This is a genomic window from Sandaracinus amylolyticus (assembly GCF_000737325.1).
Lineage (GTDB): Bacteria > Myxococcota_A > Polyangia > Polyangiales > Sandaracinaceae > Sandaracinus > Sandaracinus amylolyticus.
The window spans coordinates 2012874-2030599 of the sequence record NZ_CP011125.1 but is presented as its reverse complement, the minus strand read 5'-3'; the positions used below and the strand labels follow the sequence as shown (position 1 = coordinate 2030599).

The window sequence follows — 17726 nt, the reverse complement described above, 5'->3', positions numbered from 1 at the left end:
GGGAGGGGGGCCCCGATCCGGCTTTGCCGGTCGGGGGGAGGGGTCTTCCAAGACCCCTCCCGCAAGCTCAGATCGGCGGGACGTATCCGCAGACGCCGAGGTTGCACTCGAGGCCGCTGCAGCAGTCGGCCGCGGTCTCGCACGACTCGCCGCCGCGACGGCACACGCTCGGCGGCCGGCAGGTGAGCACGTCGGGCATCGACGGGTCCGCCGCCGCGCACTCGCCCGAGCAGCACTCGCTCGACGTGCTGCACGACTCGCCCTGCCCGCGGCACCCGGTGGGCGCCCACAGCGCGGCGATGTCGTCGGCGCGCGTGTCCTGGCCCGGCAGCCAGTACGGCGGCGAGCTCGGGTCCTCGCCGCGCTCGACGAGCGTCGGATCGATCGCGGTCACCCAGAGCTGACGACGTCCGGTGCCGCGCGTGCCGGCGTACGCGTTGCCGTAGTCCTGGCGCGAGTAGAACGCGAGCCAGTAGAGGCGCGTGCCGTCGGCCTCTTCGGTGACGAAGGGCGAGAAGACGGGCCAGAACGCGTCGATCTGGCCCTCGACGCCCATGCCGCGCTCGAGGCGGATCGGATCGCCACCGTCGCGCGAGACGACGTAGAGCGCGGCGCGCGGCGGCTCGCTGCCGAATTCCGTCGCGGACACCGAGCTCGTGCCGTGCGCGAACGCGAGGAAGCGCGAGTCGGGCGACCACGTCGGGCGCGAGTCGGTCGATCCGCCTTCGAACGACTCCGAGAGCGACGCGCCCTCGTGCACGGCGCGCGGTGCGCCGAGCGCGTCGTCGCCTTCGACGGGCGCGACCACGATGCTCGTCGGCGCGCGCGTGCCGCGCGGACCGTCGCCGCCGCCCTGCATCCACGCGACCCACTCGGCGTCCGGCGACCACGCGGGATAGCCCGCTTCGCCCTCGGGGATGCCCGACGCCGCGGCCGGCAGACCGGTCGCTCCGTCGAGCATCACGAGGCGCGAGACGCCGCTCGCCTCGGTGCCCTCGGCGCGGCTCGCGAGGATGCGCGCGCCGTCGGGTCGGAACGCGAGGAAGTGATACGAGGGCTCGAAGGGCCCGAGCAGATCCGGCGGGGGCGCGCTGCTGCTCGCGGTGTCGACGATCGTCGTCGCCCACGTCGCGGCGCGCGAGTCGAGCGTCGACGCGAGGCGGCGCCCGTCGTGCGAGAGCGAGTGACAGCCCACGCACGCGCCGCTCTCGGTGCCGAACACGCTCGCGCGCGCGCCGGTCGCGGCGTCGAGCCGGAACACGTCGCTCGACTGCGGGTCGGGTCGGACCTGCCAGTAGTAGACGGTGCCGTAGAGGCCGTCCTCGCTGAGCCAGACGCGCACCGGCTGGCCTCGGAAGACGGTGGTGCCGCCGGACGCGACACGATCGACGCGCAGCGCGAGCTCCTCGCCGCGCGCGCTGTCCGCGAGGATGCGCCACGTCTCGCGATCGCTCGCCCAGCTCGACGTGAAGCCGCGCCCGCTGTCGTAGGCGTAGGCGCGCACCGTCGCGTAGGGGCTCGAGAGCACGATGCGATACGCGTCGTCGGCGCCGCCGCGCGGGAGCGGATCCCACTGCACGACCGGCGGCGCGACGTTGTTCGGCATGCGCGCGCCGTCGAGCGGGTACTCGAGGAGCACGCTCTCGAACGGATCTTCCACCTCGGGGAGGTCGAAGCGGTCGCGCACGCTCGGAGGCACGCTCGGATCGAGCGGGGCCTCGCGCTCGATGTGCACGCGGATCGTCGCGCGACCCTCGATCGCGGCGATCGCGCCGGGCGCGCGCGCGACGACCTCGACCATGCCGCCGGCGCGCCCGTTCGCGGTGAACGTGCCGCTGGTGTCGACCGCGCCGATGCGGTCGTGCGTGAGCCGCCACGACTCGGGCGTCACCTCGACCATCTCGCCGTCGAGCGTGCGCGCGTACGCGCGGAAGCTGGCGGTCGGCATCGCGCCTTCGACGCTGGTGAGCTCGACCTCGGCGGGCTCGAGCACGAGGCTCGCGGTCTGCAGGCCTCCGTCGGGCTCACCGAGCGGCGCCTCGCCGGTCGTGCACGCCGCGAGCGCGAGCGCCACGCCGATGGAGATCGAGATCCTCGCCGTCATCGCTCGCCTCCGCCGAACGCGAAGTGCGCGAGGCCGACGCTCGGTCCCGTGCCCGCGCGCGCGAACCCGCCGCCCACGTAGAGGCCGTCGTCCATCACGACGAGCCCGTGCACCAGGTCGCTCACGCCGCCCGCGAAGCCGCGCCACGTGGTGCCGTCGAACACGCCGATCGACTCGTTCGGCTCGCCGGGCGCGATGCTGAACGAGCCGCCCGCGTAGAGGTGATCACCGTGCACGTGGAGCGAGTAGACCGCGCGGCCAGAGTGCTCGGGCGCGGTGCGGCTCGAGAGGCCCGCGCCGACGTTCTCCCACGCCGTGCCGTTCCACGCGGCGACCGCTTCGATCGGCTCCTCGCCGCTGCCATGGATCGTGCCGCCCGCGACGAGACGGTCGCGCCACCACACGAGCGACCACACGACCTCGAACGGCCGCGCGAGCCCGGCGCCGAGCGCGTGCCACGCCTCGCCGTCCCAGCGCGCCACGTTCATGAGCTCGAGCTCTCCGGCGCGCGCGAACGAGCCCGCGACGTAGAGATCCTCGGTGTCGGCATCGCGCGCGATCGCGAAGACGCTCGCCGCATTCGGCTCCTCGGCTCCGTCGAAGTGCCAGCCGACGAGCCCGGTGATGCCGGTCCACGACTCGCCGTCCCACACCGCGAGACCGTTCGCCGGCGTGCCTCCGCCGACCTCGGTGAAGTCGCCGCCCACGAAGAGCAGATCGGGATCGTCCGCGCCTTCGCCGAGCATGTGCAGCAGCGCGCGCACCGGCCCGTTGGTGCCGCCGCCGACCTCGCTCCAGCGTGCGCCGTCCCACGACGCGAGGTTCGCGAACAGCGTCCCGGTGTCGTTGTCGACGAACTCGCCGCCGGCGTACACACGCGCGCCGTCGGCGGTCGCCTCGATCGCGTTCACCACGCCGAGCACGCCGCGGCCGAGCGTCTCGAACCCGCCCTCGCGCGTGTAGCGCGCGACGTTGTCGGCGCGCACGTCGCCGACGTACTCGAAGTCACCGCCGAGATAGAGCGCGCACGTGCCGACTCGATCCATCGCGAACACGTTGCCGGCGATGCCCTCGGTGCGCTCTCCGGGCGTGCGCAGCGAAGACCAGTACGTGCCGTCGTAGCGCACGACGTGCGACGCGCGCGTGCTGCCCGCGTGCGTGAACAGACCGCCGAAGTACACGCTGCCGTCGGGCCCCGCGGCGACGAACCAGACGTTCTCGTCGATCGACGCGCCGATGTCCTTCCAGAGGCCCCCGATGTCGTGCCAGCGCGTCCCGTCCCAGCGCGCGACGTGCTGCGTCGCGAGCGTCTCGTACCCGCCGGCCCAGTCGAACGAGCCGCCGACGTAGAGACCGTGATCGACGACCGCGACGCCGCGCACGAGACCAGGCCCGCCGAAGAGATCCGACACGCCGTTGCCGATCAGCTCCCAGCGATCGCCGGTCCAGCGCGCGATGCTGCCTTCCATCGCGGGCTCCATCAGCTCGCCGCGCGTCGTGAGGGCGAAGTTGCCCCCGGCGATCAGCGTCACGCCGTCGCGGTCGCGCGTGAGCTGGTTCACCATCCAGTACGACATCGGCATGCTGCGCGCGCTCCACGCGACGCCGTTCCAGCACGCGACGGAGCGCGCCTCGATCGCGCCGAGCGACGTGAACGCGCCGCCGACGCAGATGTCTTCGAGCGAGCGCGCCGAGATCGTCTCGAAGCCCTGGTCGGGCGCGAGATCGGCCCACCCGCTCCACGTCGTTCCGTCGAAGCGCGCGAGGAAGTGCGCGTCGATGCCGCCGATGCGCGTGAAGTGGCCGGCGGCGATCAGCGTGGACTCGACGATCGCGAGATCGACGATCGCGCCCTCGCTGATCGCGACCTCGCTCCACGACGTTCCGTCCCAGCGCGACAGGCGCGTGGTGTCCCACTCGCCCTGCGCCGACCACGCGGCCCACACGGTCGCGCCGTCGACCGCGAGCGCGCGGACGAGTCCGTCGAGCCCCTCACCGAGCGCGCGCCAGCCGCCGGCCGCGGTCCACACGGCGACGTTCTTCGCGGGCGCGTAGCCGGCCGCGTCGAACGTGCCCGCGATGTACACCTCGCCGCTCGGCCCGAACGCGATCTCGCTGACGTTCGGGAGATCACCGCCGACGCCCGGGACGGCGAAGCGACTCTCCCACTCGCCCTGCGTCGGATCGGTCGGCGCGTCGGGCTCGAGATCCACGCACGGCGGGCCGGCGTCGACGCGCGATCCGCCGTCGCCGCCGTCGACCGGCGCGACCTCTGCGTCGAAGAGCTGCGCGTCTCCGGTCACGCCGCCGTCGCGGTCGGAGAGCAAGGGGCCGTCGTTGCACGCACAGAGCGCGACGGCAGCGGAGAAGAAAAGCAGAGAGCGAACGAGCGTCATGGAGATGCCGCCTCCTCGCGAGCCGTGATGGGGTGACGGAGACCCGACACGACCGGCTCAGAAATGTGAAAAGAGCGGCGCGATGCGCCGCTCTCTCCACGCGCTCACGATGACGCGGCGATCAGATCGGGATGACGCGCAGGTCGAGGCCCGCGGGATACGCGTACGACGTGTAGAGCCCGAGGCCGTACGCGATGAGCCCGACGGGCGACGCCGCGGTGAGACGATGATTGCCCGCGGGCACCGGAACGATCGCGAGCTCTCGATCACCGACGCGCGTCCACTCGGCCTCGAGCGTGCGTCCGTCGAGCGTGATCTCCGCGCCCGGCTCGCGGGAGACGAGCAGATACGACTGACCGCGCGCGAGCGGCGTGTACGACGACGGCATCGCGAACACGTAGTCGCGCCGGTACTGCTCCTCGGGCACGAGCGTCGTCATCCCGGGATCACCGCGCTCGAGCGGCGGGTCGGTGATGTTCTGCCCGACGAGCAGCTGCGCGACCTGCACCGGGAGCGACGAGGTGATCGTCATCGCGCGATCGAATTCGATCTCGACGTGCTCGCCCGCGGCGAGCGCCACCTCGCCGCCGCTGCGCGGCGGAGGATCGAGCGTGACGGTCGTGCCGTCGTGCGCGGCGGTGATGCGCAGCAGGTTCGCGATCGCGGTGTCGGGATCGCGCATCGGCATCGTCGAGAAGCGCTTGCCCCAGGTCTCGACGGGCGCGAGCTGCGTCTCGAGGTGATCGCACGCGACGATGTCGTACGGGATGTTCGTGCACGTGTGGCCGCCGAACACCGCGACGGGGCGATCGCTGTGCACGCGCGACCCCGTGAGGTCGAACTGCTCCTCGCGGCAGTACGCGGTGACGCGCGGCTCGTCGGGCTCGGCGTCGCGGAAGCCGGGGCGATCCGGCGCGCACACGGGCGGCACCGCGGCCGCGATCTGCGCGACCTCGCCTCGCGCGAGCGTGAAGCGGATCGTGCCGCCACGCGCGGTCGCCTCCCAGCGTCCACCCGCGTCCGCGGCGACGTCGCCCGCGACCTCGATCTCGACCGCGGTGGGCTCCGCGGAGACGCCGATCACCGCGAGGTAGCCCGGATAGCGCGCGCTCTCGGCCGGATGCTCGTCGGTGGGATCGAAGTCGTCGCTGATCGAGAACGGCACGTACGAGGTGCCGACGTGCTCGCGACCGAGCACGTGCGAGGGGAGCAGCAGCGACGCGTCGTTCGTGAACGAGTAGTCGGCGCTCGCCGACGCGTAGTGGAACGGGTTGAACTGCGTGACGATCACCGGCACCGACGAGGTCAGGCGGTACGCGCCGTTCGCGGTGACGACGCTCTCCCAATCGTTCGTCGCGAACGGGAACGACACGCCCTCGATCCACGGCAGCGAGATCTCGGCGACGCCGCCGGGCGTGACCTGCGTCGTCTCGATCGTGCGGCCCGCGCGCGAGATCGAGACCGTCGCGCGGGTCGCGCCGGGGTTCGCGACGACGACGCGGAAGTCGTACGCGCGCGAGTTCAGCTCGCGGATGTTCGCGAGCGGCACCGGCCAGTACTCGCAGCCGACGTTGGAGCGCACCGCCTCCGCGAGGCCGCACGCGTCGTCGCAGATGCCCGAGCCGCCGCACACCGAGCTCCACTCGCTGCAGTCGCGCACCGGCTGCCAGCGGTGGTCCTCGTCGCAGCGCGTCGAGACGGTTCCGTCGCACCGGAACGAGCCGGGCACGCACTCGATGCAGCCCATCGCGGGATCGCACCCGCCTTCGCAGACCTGCTCGTCCTCGCGCGACGCGCCGTCGTCGCCGCACACGTAGTGCACGTACCCGAAGCAGCCGGGCGCGTCGGGCGTGCACGAGAAGCCGCCGTCGATCGGGCCGGCGTCGGGCATCGGCGCGTCGACGCCCGCGTCGCGCATCGGGAGGAGAGGACCCTCCTCGACGATGCACGCGGACGTCACGAGCGAGAGCGCGATCGGGAGCAGAGCAGCGAGACGACGCATGGGGACCTCACGCAACGAGGCTCGAAGACAAGACGTGCACGAGCGCGCGCACCGGCACGCGTGCACGTCCACCAAGCGAAGGTGCGAGTCGGATCAAATCGGGGGGACGTATCCGCAGACGCCGAGGTTGCACTCGAGGCCGTCGCAGCAGTCGCTCGCGTCCTCGCACGAGTCGCCCGAGCGACGACACACCGTCGGAGGGCGGCACGTGAGCACGTCGGGCATCGACGGGTCCGCCGCCGCGCACTCGCCCGAGCAGCACTCCGACGACGTGCTGCACGACTCGTCGCGACCGCGGCAGCTCGTCGGCGCCCAGAGCGCCGCGATGTCGTCGGCGCGCGTGTCCTGGCCCGTCAGCCAGTACGGAGGCGAGCTCGGATCTTCACCACGCTCGGCGGCCGCGGGATCGATCGCCATGACCCAGAGCTGGCGTCGCGACGTGCCCGCCGTCCCGGCGCGCGCGTTCCCGAAGTCCTGGCGCGAGTAGAACGCGAGCCAGAAGAGCCGCGACCCATCGCGCTCCTCGGTCACGAACGGCGAGAACACGGGCCAGAACGCATCGACGGGACCGCCGTCGCCCATGCCGCGCACGAGCCGGATCGGCGTGCCGCCGTCGCGCGAGACCAGATAGAGCGACGCGGTCGGCGGCTCACCGTCGAACTGCACCGACGACACCGAGCTCGTGCCGTGCGCGAACGCGAGGAAGCGCGAGTCCGGCGACCACGTCGGGCGCGAGTCCGTGCTCCCGCCCTCGGGCGCCGACGCGAGGCTCGCGCCGTCGTGCACCACGCGCGCTTCGCCGAACGCGTCGCCCTCGGCGACGTCGCTCACGACGATGCGCGTCGGGCTGCGCGTGCCGCTCGGACCGTCACTGCCGCCGTCCATCCACGCGACGCGCGCGCCGTCGGGCGACCACGTCGGGTAGCCCGCCTGACCGGTGGGCAGACCGCTCGCGGCCATCTCCGCGCCGGTCGCTCCGTCGAGCAGGAAGAGCGCGGTCACGTCGCGCGTCGCGGGCGCGAGCGGGCGGCTCGCGAGGATGCGCGTCGCGTCGGGCGAGAACGCCATGAAGTGATAGGCCGGCGTGAACGGGCCCATCACGTCGGGCGGGGGCGCGCTGGCGCTCGTCGTGTCGACCACTGCGGTGGTCCACTGCACGCCGCGCGAGTCGAGCGTCGCGGAGAGCTGGCGTCCGTCGTGCGACAGCGCGTGGCATCCGACGCAGCCGCCCGACTCGGTGCCGAATACGCTCTGGCGCGTGCCGCTCGCCGCATCGAGGCGCAGCACGTCGCTGCCCTGCGGATCGACGCGCACCTGCCAGTAGTAGACGGTGCCGAAGACGCCGTCCTCGCTCAGCCAGATCGTCACCGGCGTGCCGCGCACGACCTCGCTGCCGCCGCTCGGGATGCGATCGACGCGGATCGTGATCTCCTCGCCGAGCGCGCTGTCCGCGACGACGCGCCACGTGTTGCGATCGATCGGATAGCTCGCGCGGAACGTGCGCCCGTCGTCGTAGGTGTACGCGCGCACGGTCGCGTGCGGCGTCTCGATGACGACGCGGAACGCGTCGCCCGCCTGCGCGAACGGCTCCCACTGCAGCTCGGGCGCGCCGACGTTGTTCGGCATGCGAGCGCCCTCGAGGGGATAGAGCAGCGCGGGCGACTCGAAGGGCTCTTCGACCTCGGGCAGCGTGTCGAACCGCTCGGGGAGCGTCGGCGGCACCATCGGATCGAGCGGGACCGAGAGCGTCAGGCGCACGCGGATCGTCGCGTGGCCGACCACCGGCGCGATCACGCCGGGCACACGCGCGGTGACCTGCACCTCGCCGCCGGCGCGCCCGCTCGCCGTGAACGTCCCGTGCTCGTCGATCGAGCCGATGCGATCGTGCGCGAGCGTCCAGCTCTCCGGCGAGACCTCGACGCGCTCGCCCTGCACCGTGCGCGCGAACGCGCGGAGCGTGACCGTCGGCGTCGAGCCGTCGCCGCTCGTCAGCTCGACCTCCGCGGGATCGAGCTCGAGCGAGACGACCTCGTTGCCGCCATCGCTCGTGTCCGGCGGATCGCCGCCGCGCTCGGTGCATGCACCGAAGGCGAGCGCGAGCGGCACGAGCCACTGCGCGTGTCTCGAGAGGAGAGTCATTGAGGCATGCTCCTCGTTCTGCGGCTTCAGGGCGCGAACTGCCAGAGCGAGAGGCCGACCGACGGAGACGTACCGGTACGGTCGAACGTGCCGCCGACGTACACGCCCTCGTCCATCCCGACGAGCGCCTCGACGAGATCGCTCGCGCCGTCGGAGAGCGGCGCCCACGTCGTGCCGTCGTAGACCGCGACGTGCGTGCCCTGGCCCTCGCCGAACTGCATGCTGCCGCCGACGTAGAGCGCGCTGCCGACCGCCTCGACCGCGATCACGTGCGGGAAGCCCTCGAGCGTGAGCTCGCCGACCGCCTCCCACGCCGTGCCGTTCCACGCCGCGACGTGGCGGACGGTCGTCTCGCCGCTGCTCTGGAAATCGCCGACCGCGACGAGGCGACCGTTCCAGAAGGTCAGCGCGTTCGGGACCTGCGAGCGCGCCCCGAGGCCGTCGCCGTAGGCGTGCCACTGCTCGCCGTCCCAGCGTGCGATGTTGTTCACCACGAGCCCGTCGGGCCCGGCGGCCCGGAAATCACCCGCGACGATGAGATCGCCGGTGGCGGGATCTCGGAGCAACGCGCGCACCGACGTGCCCGTCTCCTCGCCCCAGACGTCGAGGTGTCCGGTGAATCCGCCGCCGACCGCGGTCCAGACCTCGCCGTCCCACATCGCGAAATCCTCCGCAGGCACCTCACCGGCGTTCTCGAAGTCGCCTCCGACGTAGATCAGCTCGCGCGAGTCGGGCGAGTCCATCGGCACGCTCTCGAGCGCGGCCACCTCGCCGTCGACGCTGCCGCCGAGCGCGCGCCACTGCGATCCGTCCCAGAGCGCGACGTTGCGGAAGACGGTGCCGCTCTCGTCGGAGAACGCGCCGCCCGCGACGATGCGACCTTCACCGAGCGACTCGATGGCGCGCACGCTGCCGCTCACGCCCTGGCCGAGCGCCTGGTAGCCACCATCGCGCGTGTAGCGCGCGATGCTGTTCGCGCGGATCGGGCCGGCGTAGCTGAACGTGCCGCCGACGTAGATCGCGCACGACGCCTCGCGCTCGAGCGCGGCGACCGACCCCGCGACGCCTTCGTACTCCTCGCCGGGCGTGCGCAGCGCCGACCAGTACGTGCCGTCGTAGCGAACGATGTGCGAGACGGCGACGCTGTCCGAGCGCGTGAAGAGCCCGCCGAAGTACACGCTGCCGTCCGGGCCTCCCGCGACGAGATAGACGTTGTCGTCGCCGCCGATGAAGCCGACCTCGGCGTAGACGCCGCCGATGTCGTCCCACTCGCCGTCGCGCCACCGCGCGACCGCGTTGACCGGCCGCGGCTCCTCCGCGTCGATCGCGCGGAACGCGCCCCCGACGTACATGCCGCTCGGCACGAACGCGACGCCGCGCACCCCGCTCGTGCTCCCGGGCCCGAACACGCTCATCACGCCGCGACCGACCAGCTCCCAGCGATCGCCCACCCAGCGCGCGATGCTGCCGCCGTTCGTGCCGGTGTCGTCGAGCATGAAGTCGCCCGCGCCGACCAGCGAACCGTCGGCGGGATCACGCTGGAGATCGTAGAAGCCGATGTAGTGCTCGAACGGCAGCGGGCGCGCCTGCCACGCCGTGCCGTTCCAGCACGCCGCGCCGCGTGACGCGACGACGCCGAGCGTCGAGAAGCTGCCGCCGATGCACACGTCGGTCAGCGACGTCGCGGAGATCGCTTCCACCGTTCTGTCGGGCGCGAGCCCGGCGTAACCGGACCACGTGGTCCCGTCGAGGCGCGCGACGCCGTGCGCCTCGACGCCCTCGATCGTGTCGAACGACCCGACCGCGAACAGCGTGTCGCCGACGAACGCGATCTCCTCGATCGCGTCGTTCTCGAGCGGAAACCCGCTCGAGTCGAGCTCCGGATCGTCCGTCGCAGCGAGGTCGGTCCACGCGGTGCCGTCCCAGCTCGCGATGCGGCGCGCCTCCCAATCATCGTTGCCGGCGTAGGCCGCGAACACGCGCCCGTCGGACGCGACCGCGATCGATCGCACGCGCCCGCTCAGGCCCTCGCCCATCGGGCGCCAGCCGGTCGCGCCGTCCCACGCCGCGATGTTGCGCGCGGCCTGGTAGCCGGCGGTCGTGAACTCACCGCCGATGTAGACGGTGCCGTCCGCCGCGAAGCCGATCGAGTTCACGTTCGGCAGGTCGCCGCCGACGCCGGGATTGCCGTACCCCTGCCGCCACGCGCCCGCGGTCGGATCTTCGGGGAACTCCGGATCGCGCGTCGCGCACGCCGGTCCACCGTCGACCGGGGGCGGCCCCGCATCACCGCGACCGCCGTCGACGACCACCTCCGCGTCGCCGATGGACGCGTCGCCCGCGCCCCCGTCGCGGTCGGTGAGCACGGGATCGCTGCCGCACGCACTCAGCGCGACCGCGATGGACACGGGAACGAAGCGTCGAGTGAACGTCATCGGTGATGGAGTGACGCGCACCGCTCGAGACCGGCTCAGAATTGTGAAGGCGTGATGGCGACGCGCAGCGCTGCCGCGAAAAACGGCCCGCCGACGATGACGGGAGGCTCGTCGGTGACCTCTCCATCGGGCGCGAACGCGAGCACGCCGAGCCCCAGCGGCACCGAGATCACCACGGGCCCGACGCGCAGCGACGGCGCGACCTCGACCTGCGCCTCGGCCGCGATCGCGATCGTGGTGCCGCCCTCGACCTCCAGGGAGGCCGGACGCCCCTCGAGCACGAGCAGGTCACCCGCGACCCACACGCCGAGGTCGGCGAAGAGCGGACCGAGGTTGGGCGTGCGCCAGGCAGCGCCGATGCCGAGCGTCGCGGCGTAGACGTCGATGTCGCCGCGCATCCGCGAGGTGCGCGCGAACTCGGTCGCGAGGCGCAGCCCGACGACGATCGCGTCGTCGATCACCATCGCACCGCGGAGCCCGGCGCTCGCGGTCGCGAGCGTCTCGCCGTCGAGGCGCATGCGCGTGCCTCCCTCGAGCGAGATCTCGGCGTCGGTCCGCGGCGCTGGCGCCTCGGCCGGCGGCGTGACGGGCGGCGCGACGACGTCGACGGGCTCCGGCCGTGGCGCCTCGACGACCGGCTCGGGTGGTGGCGACGTCTGCGCCTGCTGCGCGTCTTCCATCGCGCCGCGCGCCATCCGCTCGGCTTCCTCCGCGCCCGGCGCGCCCTCGACCGCCGCGTCACCGTCGATCAGCAGCTCGAGCCACGACGTGAGGAAGAGCTGCGCGATCGCCAGCGCGAGCACCCGCTCGCGATCGACGCTCGGCCACACGAGCGTGCGCGCGACGCTCTTGTCGGTGATCGGATCGGTGATCTCGATCCGCACGCGGTCGCCGGTGCACCCGAGCAGGACCACCGGCGTCGACGCCTCGCGCCACGCGAGCGTCACGTCGGCGAGCTCCACCTCGAGCAGCCGCTGCACCTCGGCGAGATCGACCTCGCTGCACGACGGCGCAGCGATCGTCAGATCCGCGCGCGCCGTCGACGGCGCGATCGTCCAGGCCGCGAGCACGAGCGCCGCGCCCACGACGGGACTTCGACGCCACGCCTCACCGGGTCCGATCACTCGGCCAAGTGACGCACACGTTCTGCGTAGAGGCCAGAGGGGTGCAGCTCGAGATAGCGTCGCGCCGACGCGCGCGCCCGCTCGCGACGCCCCGCGGCCGACCACGACACGGCCGCCTCCGCGAGCGCGTCCTCGGCGAGCGCACCGTGCGGAGCGCGCGCGAACGCCGCCTCGAACGCCTCCGCGGCCGCGACGTCGCGCGCCCGCGCGCGCTCGACCCGGCCCAGCGTGAAGAACGCGGTCGCGACCCGCGGATCGCGAGGCTCGGCGATCGTCGCCGCACGCAGCGCGCGCGCCGCATCGTCGAGCCGCCCGGCGCGACGCGCCTCGTCGGCCTGCGCGGTCAGCTCCTCGATGCTCTCGCGACGCGAGGGGCGCGGCGAGCGCTCCGCCGACGACGTCTCGGGCTCGGGCTCGCTCGGGGCGATCTCGGGCTCCGGCACGATCTCGGGCTCGGGCGTGGGCTCGTCGGCGCGCATCCGCACCCGCAGCGCATCACCGGCGCCGAGCATGCTCGCGTCGTCACCGCGCGCGACCTCGACGCGCCCTTCCTCGACCTCGACCTCCACCTCGAGCTCGCCGCGCCGCACGACGAACTGCGTGCCGCGCACCCGCACCTCGACGGCCTCGACCACCACGACGAACGAGCGCTCCGGGCGATGGCTCACCACGTAGCGCGCCTCGCCCGCGAGCTGCGCGATGCGCACCGCGCCCTCCGACTCCGACTCGACGCGCACGTCGGCCGACGCCGCGAGGAACACCTCGGATCCGTCGCGCAGCGACAGCCGCGCCGGGCGCGACGTGCCCGCCTCGCCCTCGACCGCGACCGTCGCGACCGCACCGCCGCTCGAAGGCTGCGTCGTCGCCGGGCGCATCCACACGAGCAGCGCAGCCGCCGCGACCGCCACGCCCGCGCCGAACGCGACCGCGACTCGCGCGCGACGACGCCGCGCCGCGCCCTCTCCGCGCGCCGCGAGCACGCGCGCCAGCACACGCCGCTCGCGCAGCTCGTCCCAGTCCGGCTCGGCGCGCCGAGCCTGCTCGAGCTCGACGCTCATTCGCGGCCTCCCGCGCTCACCACGTAGCCTCGCTTCGCGAGCAGCGCCGCCGCTTCCGCGATCCTTCGCTTCACCGTCGCGAGCGACACGCCGCAGTGCTCCGCGACCTCCGGCAGCGTCAGGCCTTCGACGTGATGGAGCGTCCACGGCACGCGCCGCTCGGTCGAGAGCGTTCCCAGCGCCTGGTAGAGCGCGTACGCCTCGCCCTCCACCTCCGGCGTCACCGCGCGCGGCTCGGTGCGCCCGAAGATGCCCGCGAGCCAGCGCTGCCGCTGACGCCGCGCGAGCCGGCGCGCGACCTTGCGCACCGCGATCGTCACGAGCCAGGCCCGCAGCGTCCCGCCTTCCTTCAGGCTCGCGAGCCCTTCCGACGCCGCGACGAACGTCTCCTGCACCACGTCGTCGAGCTCTCCGTCGTCGCCCATGAGCCGATAGACGACGCCCGCCACGTAGCGCGAGTGCTTGCGATAGATCGCCGTGAAGGCGCGCTCGTCGCCGCTCGCGGCGCGCGTGGCGAGCGTGGCGTCGTCCTCCGGGACGGCGGCGATCTTGGCGGCGGCAGCGCTCATGGGCTCGGAGTCGCTCATGGAGTGCGCGCGACCCACCCCGACCGGCTCAACTCTTTTGCGAGCACCACGTCGAGACCGTGCCGCGCCTGGCGCGGCGCGGCAACGACCCACGGGGCCGGCCGAATCCGGTCAGCGCAGCGCGTCGCGCGCCGCGGCGCTCAGCACCTCGGGCTCGATCCGCGGCTTCTTCGTGTGCGCATCGAAGAACGGCGACGGTGTCGCACCTCGGGCCAGAGCCGACCGCGCGAGCATCAGCAGCGTCCGCGCGATCGTCCCGACGCCCACCGTCGGCGCGACGCCCTCGGGCACGCCGCCGATCGCGAAGCGCCCCTGCACCTTCGCGATCGGCGCGCCGAGCACGTCGTCGCGCCTGCGTCCGTCCGCGTCCCCGATGCACCGCTGGTGCATCCCGACGAACGGCGCGCCCGCCGACACCATCGTGTTCGCGATCGGCGTGCGGCAGCAGCGCGCGTACCACCGGATCATCCCGCGATCCGAGAGGCGCATCGACGCGAGCTCGCCCTCGGTGATCCGGACGAGCGAGGGACGCGTCTGCCAGATGTCGGTGCCGCCCCGCGCGTCGAGCACGTCGTCGCGCCCGAGGAACCGCCCGTACGCCTGGCAGTCGTCGCAGTAGCAGACGAGGCGCTGGCCACCGCCGGGCACGACGTCGACGTGCCCGCGGACCTGACCGCAGGCACAGCGGATCGGGAGTGTCTCGCTCATGGCGCGAGCCCTACCCTCGCGGCGATCGCGCGTCGAGCGGTCAGCGAGGCTGCTCGGCGTTCGCCCAGCCGAGCACCAGCGGCGCATCCGCTTCGCACTCGCGGTCGAGATCGCCGGTCGCGATGCCGTTCCCGCGAGCGAGCCGCACCGCGGCGCACAGCTGCTCGCCGGGCATCTCGTCGAGGAAGAAGCGGATGATGCCTTCGTCCTCGACGATCTCGAATTCGCCGGAGAGATCGCGCACTTCCTCGCCCGGCTCGCCGCGCCACAGCTGGAACGCGAACGCGCCGTTGCCCGCGTCCGTGACCTCGTTCGGCACGTAGTCCTCGCCGAGGCAGAGCACGCGACGCGATGCGCCCGACGGCGCGGTCGCGAAACAACCGAGCACCTCGAGCTCGGTCGTCTCGGTGGGCGCACCGCAGACGTCCTGGCACTCGTTGCACTCGGCGTCCGACCCACCGCTCGCGGTCGCACGACACGCGTCGATGCGCTCGGTCCCGAACAGCGAGACGACGACTGGATCGGGGCTCTCGCACGCCTCGGCGGCGCGATCACACGGCGACGAGCCACATGCCGACAGGAGCGCGAGCGCCGCGAGGCGCACCGACGGATGGATCTTCATTGGAACTGCTCTCAGCTGATGGTGACTTCGCGGAGCAGGTCGAGGTGATCGAGCGTCTTGCCCGACCCGAGCACGACCGCGCTCACGGGATCATCGCTGACCATCACCGGAAGGCCCGTCTCTTCGCGCAGCAGCACGTCGAGGTTCTTCAGCTGCGCGCCGCCGCCGGTCAGCACGATGCCCTTGTCGACGATGTCGGCGCTGAGCTCGGGCGGCGTGCGCTCGAGCGCAGCCATCACCGCCTCGACGATCGTGTTGATCGGCTCGCTCAGCGCGTCGCGGATCTCGTCCGAGTTCACGACGACCGTCTTCGGGACGCCCGCGACCAGGTCGCGTCCCTTGACCTCCATCGTCTCGACCTCGTCGCCCGGGTACGCGTTGCCGATCGTGCACTTCACGCGCTCGGCGGTCTGGTCGCCGATCAGCAGGTTGTACTTGCGCTTGAGGTACGCGACGATCGCCTCGTCCATCTTGTCGCCGCCGACGCGGACGCTCTGCGAGTAGACGATGCCCGCGAGCGAGATGACCGCGACCTCGGTCGTGCCGCCGCCGATGTCGACGACCATGTTGCCGCTCGGCTCGGTGATCGGGAGGCCCGCCCCGATCGCCGCCGCCATGGGCTCCTCGATCAGGAAGACCTCGCGCGCGCCGGCGCTCTCGGCGCTCTCCTTCACCGCGCGCTTCTCGACCTCGGTGATGCCGAACGGAACGCAGATGATGATGCGCGGCTTGACGAGCGTGCTGCGGTTCTGGGCGCGCCGGATGAAGTACCGGAGCATCGCCTCGGTGATCTCGAAGTCGGCGATGACTCCGTCGCGCAGCGGGCGCACCGCGGAGATGTTGCCGGGGGTGCGCCCGAGCATCTCCTTCGCTTCCTTGCCGACCGCGAGCACCTTCTTCCCGCCGCGCGCGTCGGTCTGGACCGCGACCACGCTGGGCTCGCACGACACGATGCCGCGGCCCTTCACGTAGATGAGGGTCGTCGCGGTCCCCAGGTCGATCGCGAGATCGTTGGAGAAGAGGCCGTATACCCAGTCGAACAGCACGTTGGATTCGCTCGCAGGCGCGTGTAGATCGTGCGGAGCGCCGCGTTCTAACTGATCGAACAGTGCCGATCAAGCGTGTGTCCGAGCGACCGGACGGGCGGAGCGGAGCGCCATCGCGAGATGCCGCGCCCGCGGAGAGGGCCGGCGGCGTCCGACCAGCCGCGGCGAAACAGCAGGGAAGAGAGAGGTGGACAGCTCACGATCGATCCGTCACTCTCGTCCGCCTGCATCAACTTTGGTCCGCTTCGCCTCTCCCTCGGTTCGACCCACTTCAGCTCGCCTGGCTTTCTCCCGAGTCACCCAAGGACCGCCCCTTCGAGGGGTTCAGAGGCCCGACATGCACTCGACGCGACGCCCTCCGCCTCTGCCTCCGAGGCGAGACGCCGCGGTGGCTACGATGAGCGCCGCCCACGGCGCCGAAGCCACGAAAGCTGCTCCCACTCCTGCGCACGTCGCGCCCCCGGCGCGCACGCCGTCGCAGCCCGCGCCGCCGTCCGCCGCTGCGCGCGCCGTCCCGCCGCTGCCGCCGAGCGCCCGCGTCGCGCGACCGGCCGGTCCGCCGCCGGTCCCGAAAGCGCCGCGCCCCGAGGACGTCACGCTGGTGCGTCCCAAGGCGCCGCGTCCGCCGGCCAAGAAGGCCGCCACGACCGACGCGCCGACCGCCGATCCGCGCGCCGAGCTCGCCGCCGCGCTCGACGCGCTCGAGGCGAAGGTCGCCGCGCCGCTCGTCGAAGAAGAGAGCAGCGAGGCGCGCGCCCGCGAGGCCCACGAGCTCGTCGAGGCCGCGAAGAGCGGCGATCCGCGCGCGTTCGAGGCGCTGGTGAAGCGCTATCGCCACCGCATCTTCGCGCTCGCCCTCCACATGACGGGCAGCCCGAGCGACGCGGACGACATCACGCAGGACGCGTTCGTGCGCGCGTACCGCAACATCGACCGCTTCGAGGGCCGCAGCGAGTTCTTCACGTGGCTCTACCGCATCGCGCTGAACCGCGCGCTCAACGTGCGTCGCGATCGCAACCGCCGTCGCACCGCGGACCTCGACGATCCGCGCGTCACCGTCGCGGTCGCGGTCGACTCGGGCGGTGATCCGCATCGCGCGCTCGAGCTGCGTCAGACCTACGTCTATCTCGTGCGCGCGTTCGATCGCCTCTCGCCGCTGCTCAAGACGACGGTCGCGCTCACGATGATGCAGGGCCTCAGCTATCCCGAGGCCGCCGTCGTGCTCGAGACCACCGAGGGCACCATCGCGTGGCGCATCCACGAGTCGCGCAAGCAGATGCGCAACGCGCTCGACGCGATGTTCAAGGACCCCTCGGCGCTCCGTCCCGCGGAGCTCGAGCGCGCGCGCAAGGCCGCCGCCGAGGCGCGCGCAAAGGGCGAGGCCGAGGCGCAGCCGCCGCCCGCGCTCGAGATGGCGCTCGCGCTGCTCGCGCCCTCGGTGTGATCGAGCGCGTCGGGGAGATCCCCGACGCGCGCCGATTAACCCCTGATTAATCACCGACCGC

12 protein-coding genes are annotated in these 17726 nt (G+C 72.7%); 1 reads left to right on the top strand and 11 read right to left on the bottom strand.

Going from position 1 to position 17726, the window contains the following annotated elements:
* Positions 1–67: 67 nt before the first annotated feature.
* The 11 genes from DB32_RS08535 to DB32_RS08485 all read right to left on the bottom strand — a co-directional run bounded on the left by DB32_RS08535 (position 68) and on the right by DB32_RS08485 (position 16218).
* Positions 68–2104 carry a PD40 domain-containing protein gene (locus DB32_RS08535; protein ID WP_053231921.1) on the bottom strand — a complete coding sequence of 679 codons (2037 nt, stop codon included), beginning with the start codon at positions 2102–2104 and terminating at the stop codon, positions 68–70.
* Positions 2101–4500, bottom strand: a complete 2400-nt coding sequence (locus DB32_RS08530) for a hypothetical protein (protein WP_053231920.1) — start codon at positions 4498–4500, stop codon at positions 2101–2103. The genes DB32_RS08535 and DB32_RS08530 overlap by 4 nt, the downstream gene beginning before the upstream one ends.
* A 121-nt stretch (positions 4501–4621) precedes the next feature.
* Positions 4622–6502, bottom strand: a complete 1881-nt coding sequence (locus tag DB32_RS08525; protein WP_053231919.1) for an IgGFc-binding protein — start codon at positions 6500–6502, stop codon at positions 4622–4624.
* Positions 6503–6595: 93 nt separating this feature from the next.
* Positions 6596–8641, bottom strand: coding sequence for a PD40 domain-containing protein (locus DB32_RS08520; protein WP_053231918.1), 2046 nt, complete (start codon positions 8639–8641; stop codon positions 6596–6598).
* Between the two features lie 26 nt (positions 8642–8667).
* Positions 8668–11049, bottom strand: coding sequence for a hypothetical protein (locus DB32_RS08515; RefSeq protein WP_157068855.1), 2382 nt, complete (start codon positions 11047–11049; stop codon positions 8668–8670).
* Between the two features lie 62 nt (positions 11050–11111).
* Positions 11112–12161 (bottom strand): hypothetical protein, encoded by a 1050-nt coding sequence (locus DB32_RS08510; protein WP_053231916.1) that lies wholly within the window; start codon positions 12159–12161, stop codon positions 11112–11114.
* Between the two features lie 35 nt (positions 12162–12196).
* A complete protein-coding gene (locus tag DB32_RS08505) occupies positions 12197–13258 on the bottom strand; it encodes a FecR domain-containing protein (RefSeq protein ID WP_053231915.1) in 1062 nt (353 codons plus the stop codon).
* Complete coding sequence (locus DB32_RS08500; protein ID WP_169791378.1) at positions 13255–13827, bottom strand: RNA polymerase sigma factor; 573 nt, start codon at positions 13825–13827, stop codon at positions 13255–13257. Before DB32_RS08500 ends, DB32_RS08505 begins: the two co-directional genes overlap by 4 nt.
* 129 nt (positions 13828–13956) lie before the next feature.
* Positions 13957–14553 (bottom strand): DUF6151 family protein, encoded by a 597-nt coding sequence (locus DB32_RS08495; protein ID WP_053231913.1) that lies wholly within the window; start codon positions 14551–14553, stop codon positions 13957–13959.
* A gap of 40 nt (positions 14554–14593) precedes the next feature.
* A complete protein-coding gene (locus tag DB32_RS08490; RefSeq protein WP_053231912.1) occupies positions 14594–15175 on the bottom strand; it encodes a hypothetical protein in 582 nt (193 codons plus the stop codon).
* Between the two features lie 11 nt (positions 15176–15186).
* Complete coding sequence (locus DB32_RS08485; protein ID WP_053238736.1) at positions 15187–16218, bottom strand: rod shape-determining protein; 1032 nt, start codon at positions 16216–16218, stop codon at positions 15187–15189.
* 400 nt (positions 16219–16618) lie between these two features.
* Here DB32_RS08485 and DB32_RS08480 point away from each other — a divergent pair, with 400 nt between their 5' ends.
* Positions 16619–17665 (top strand): RNA polymerase sigma factor, encoded by a 1047-nt coding sequence (locus DB32_RS08480; RefSeq protein WP_053231911.1) that lies wholly within the window; start codon positions 16619–16621, stop codon positions 17663–17665.
* Positions 17666–17726 lie beyond the last annotated feature (61 nt).

What these genes read in the sequence shown, in the direction of transcription:
- DB32_RS08490 (WP_053231912.1), bottom strand. Translation starts at nt 15,175, where the DNA reads ATGAAGATCCATCCGTCGGTGCGCCTCGCGGCGCTCGCGCTCCTGTCG.
- DB32_RS08495 (WP_053231913.1), bottom strand. Translation starts at nt 14,553, where the DNA reads ATGAGCGAGACACTCCCGATCCGCTGTGCCTGCGGTCAGGTCCGCGGG.
- DB32_RS08530 (WP_053231920.1), bottom strand. Translation starts at nt 4,500, where the DNA reads ATGACGCTCGTTCGCTCTCTGCTTTTCTTCTCCGCTGCCGTCGCGCTC.
- DB32_RS08500 (WP_169791378.1), bottom strand. Translation starts at nt 13,827, where the DNA reads ATGAGCGCTGCCGCCGCCAAGATCGCCGCCGTCCCGGAGGACGACGCC.
- DB32_RS08520 (WP_053231918.1), bottom strand. Translation starts at nt 8,641, where the DNA reads ATGACTCTCCTCTCGAGACACGCGCAGTGGCTCGTGCCGCTCGCGCTC.
- DB32_RS08535 (WP_053231921.1), bottom strand. Translation starts at nt 2,104, where the DNA reads ATGACGGCGAGGATCTCGATCTCCATCGGCGTGGCGCTCGCGCTCGCG.
- DB32_RS08505 (WP_053231915.1), bottom strand. Translation starts at nt 13,258, where the DNA reads ATGAGCGTCGAGCTCGAGCAGGCTCGGCGCGCCGAGCCGGACTGGGAC.
- DB32_RS08525 (WP_053231919.1), bottom strand. Translation starts at nt 6,502, where the DNA reads ATGCGTCGTCTCGCTGCTCTGCTCCCGATCGCGCTCTCGCTCGTGACG.
- DB32_RS08480 (WP_053231911.1), top strand. Translation starts at nt 16,619, where the DNA reads ATGAGCGCCGCCCACGGCGCCGAAGCCACGAAAGCTGCTCCCACTCCT.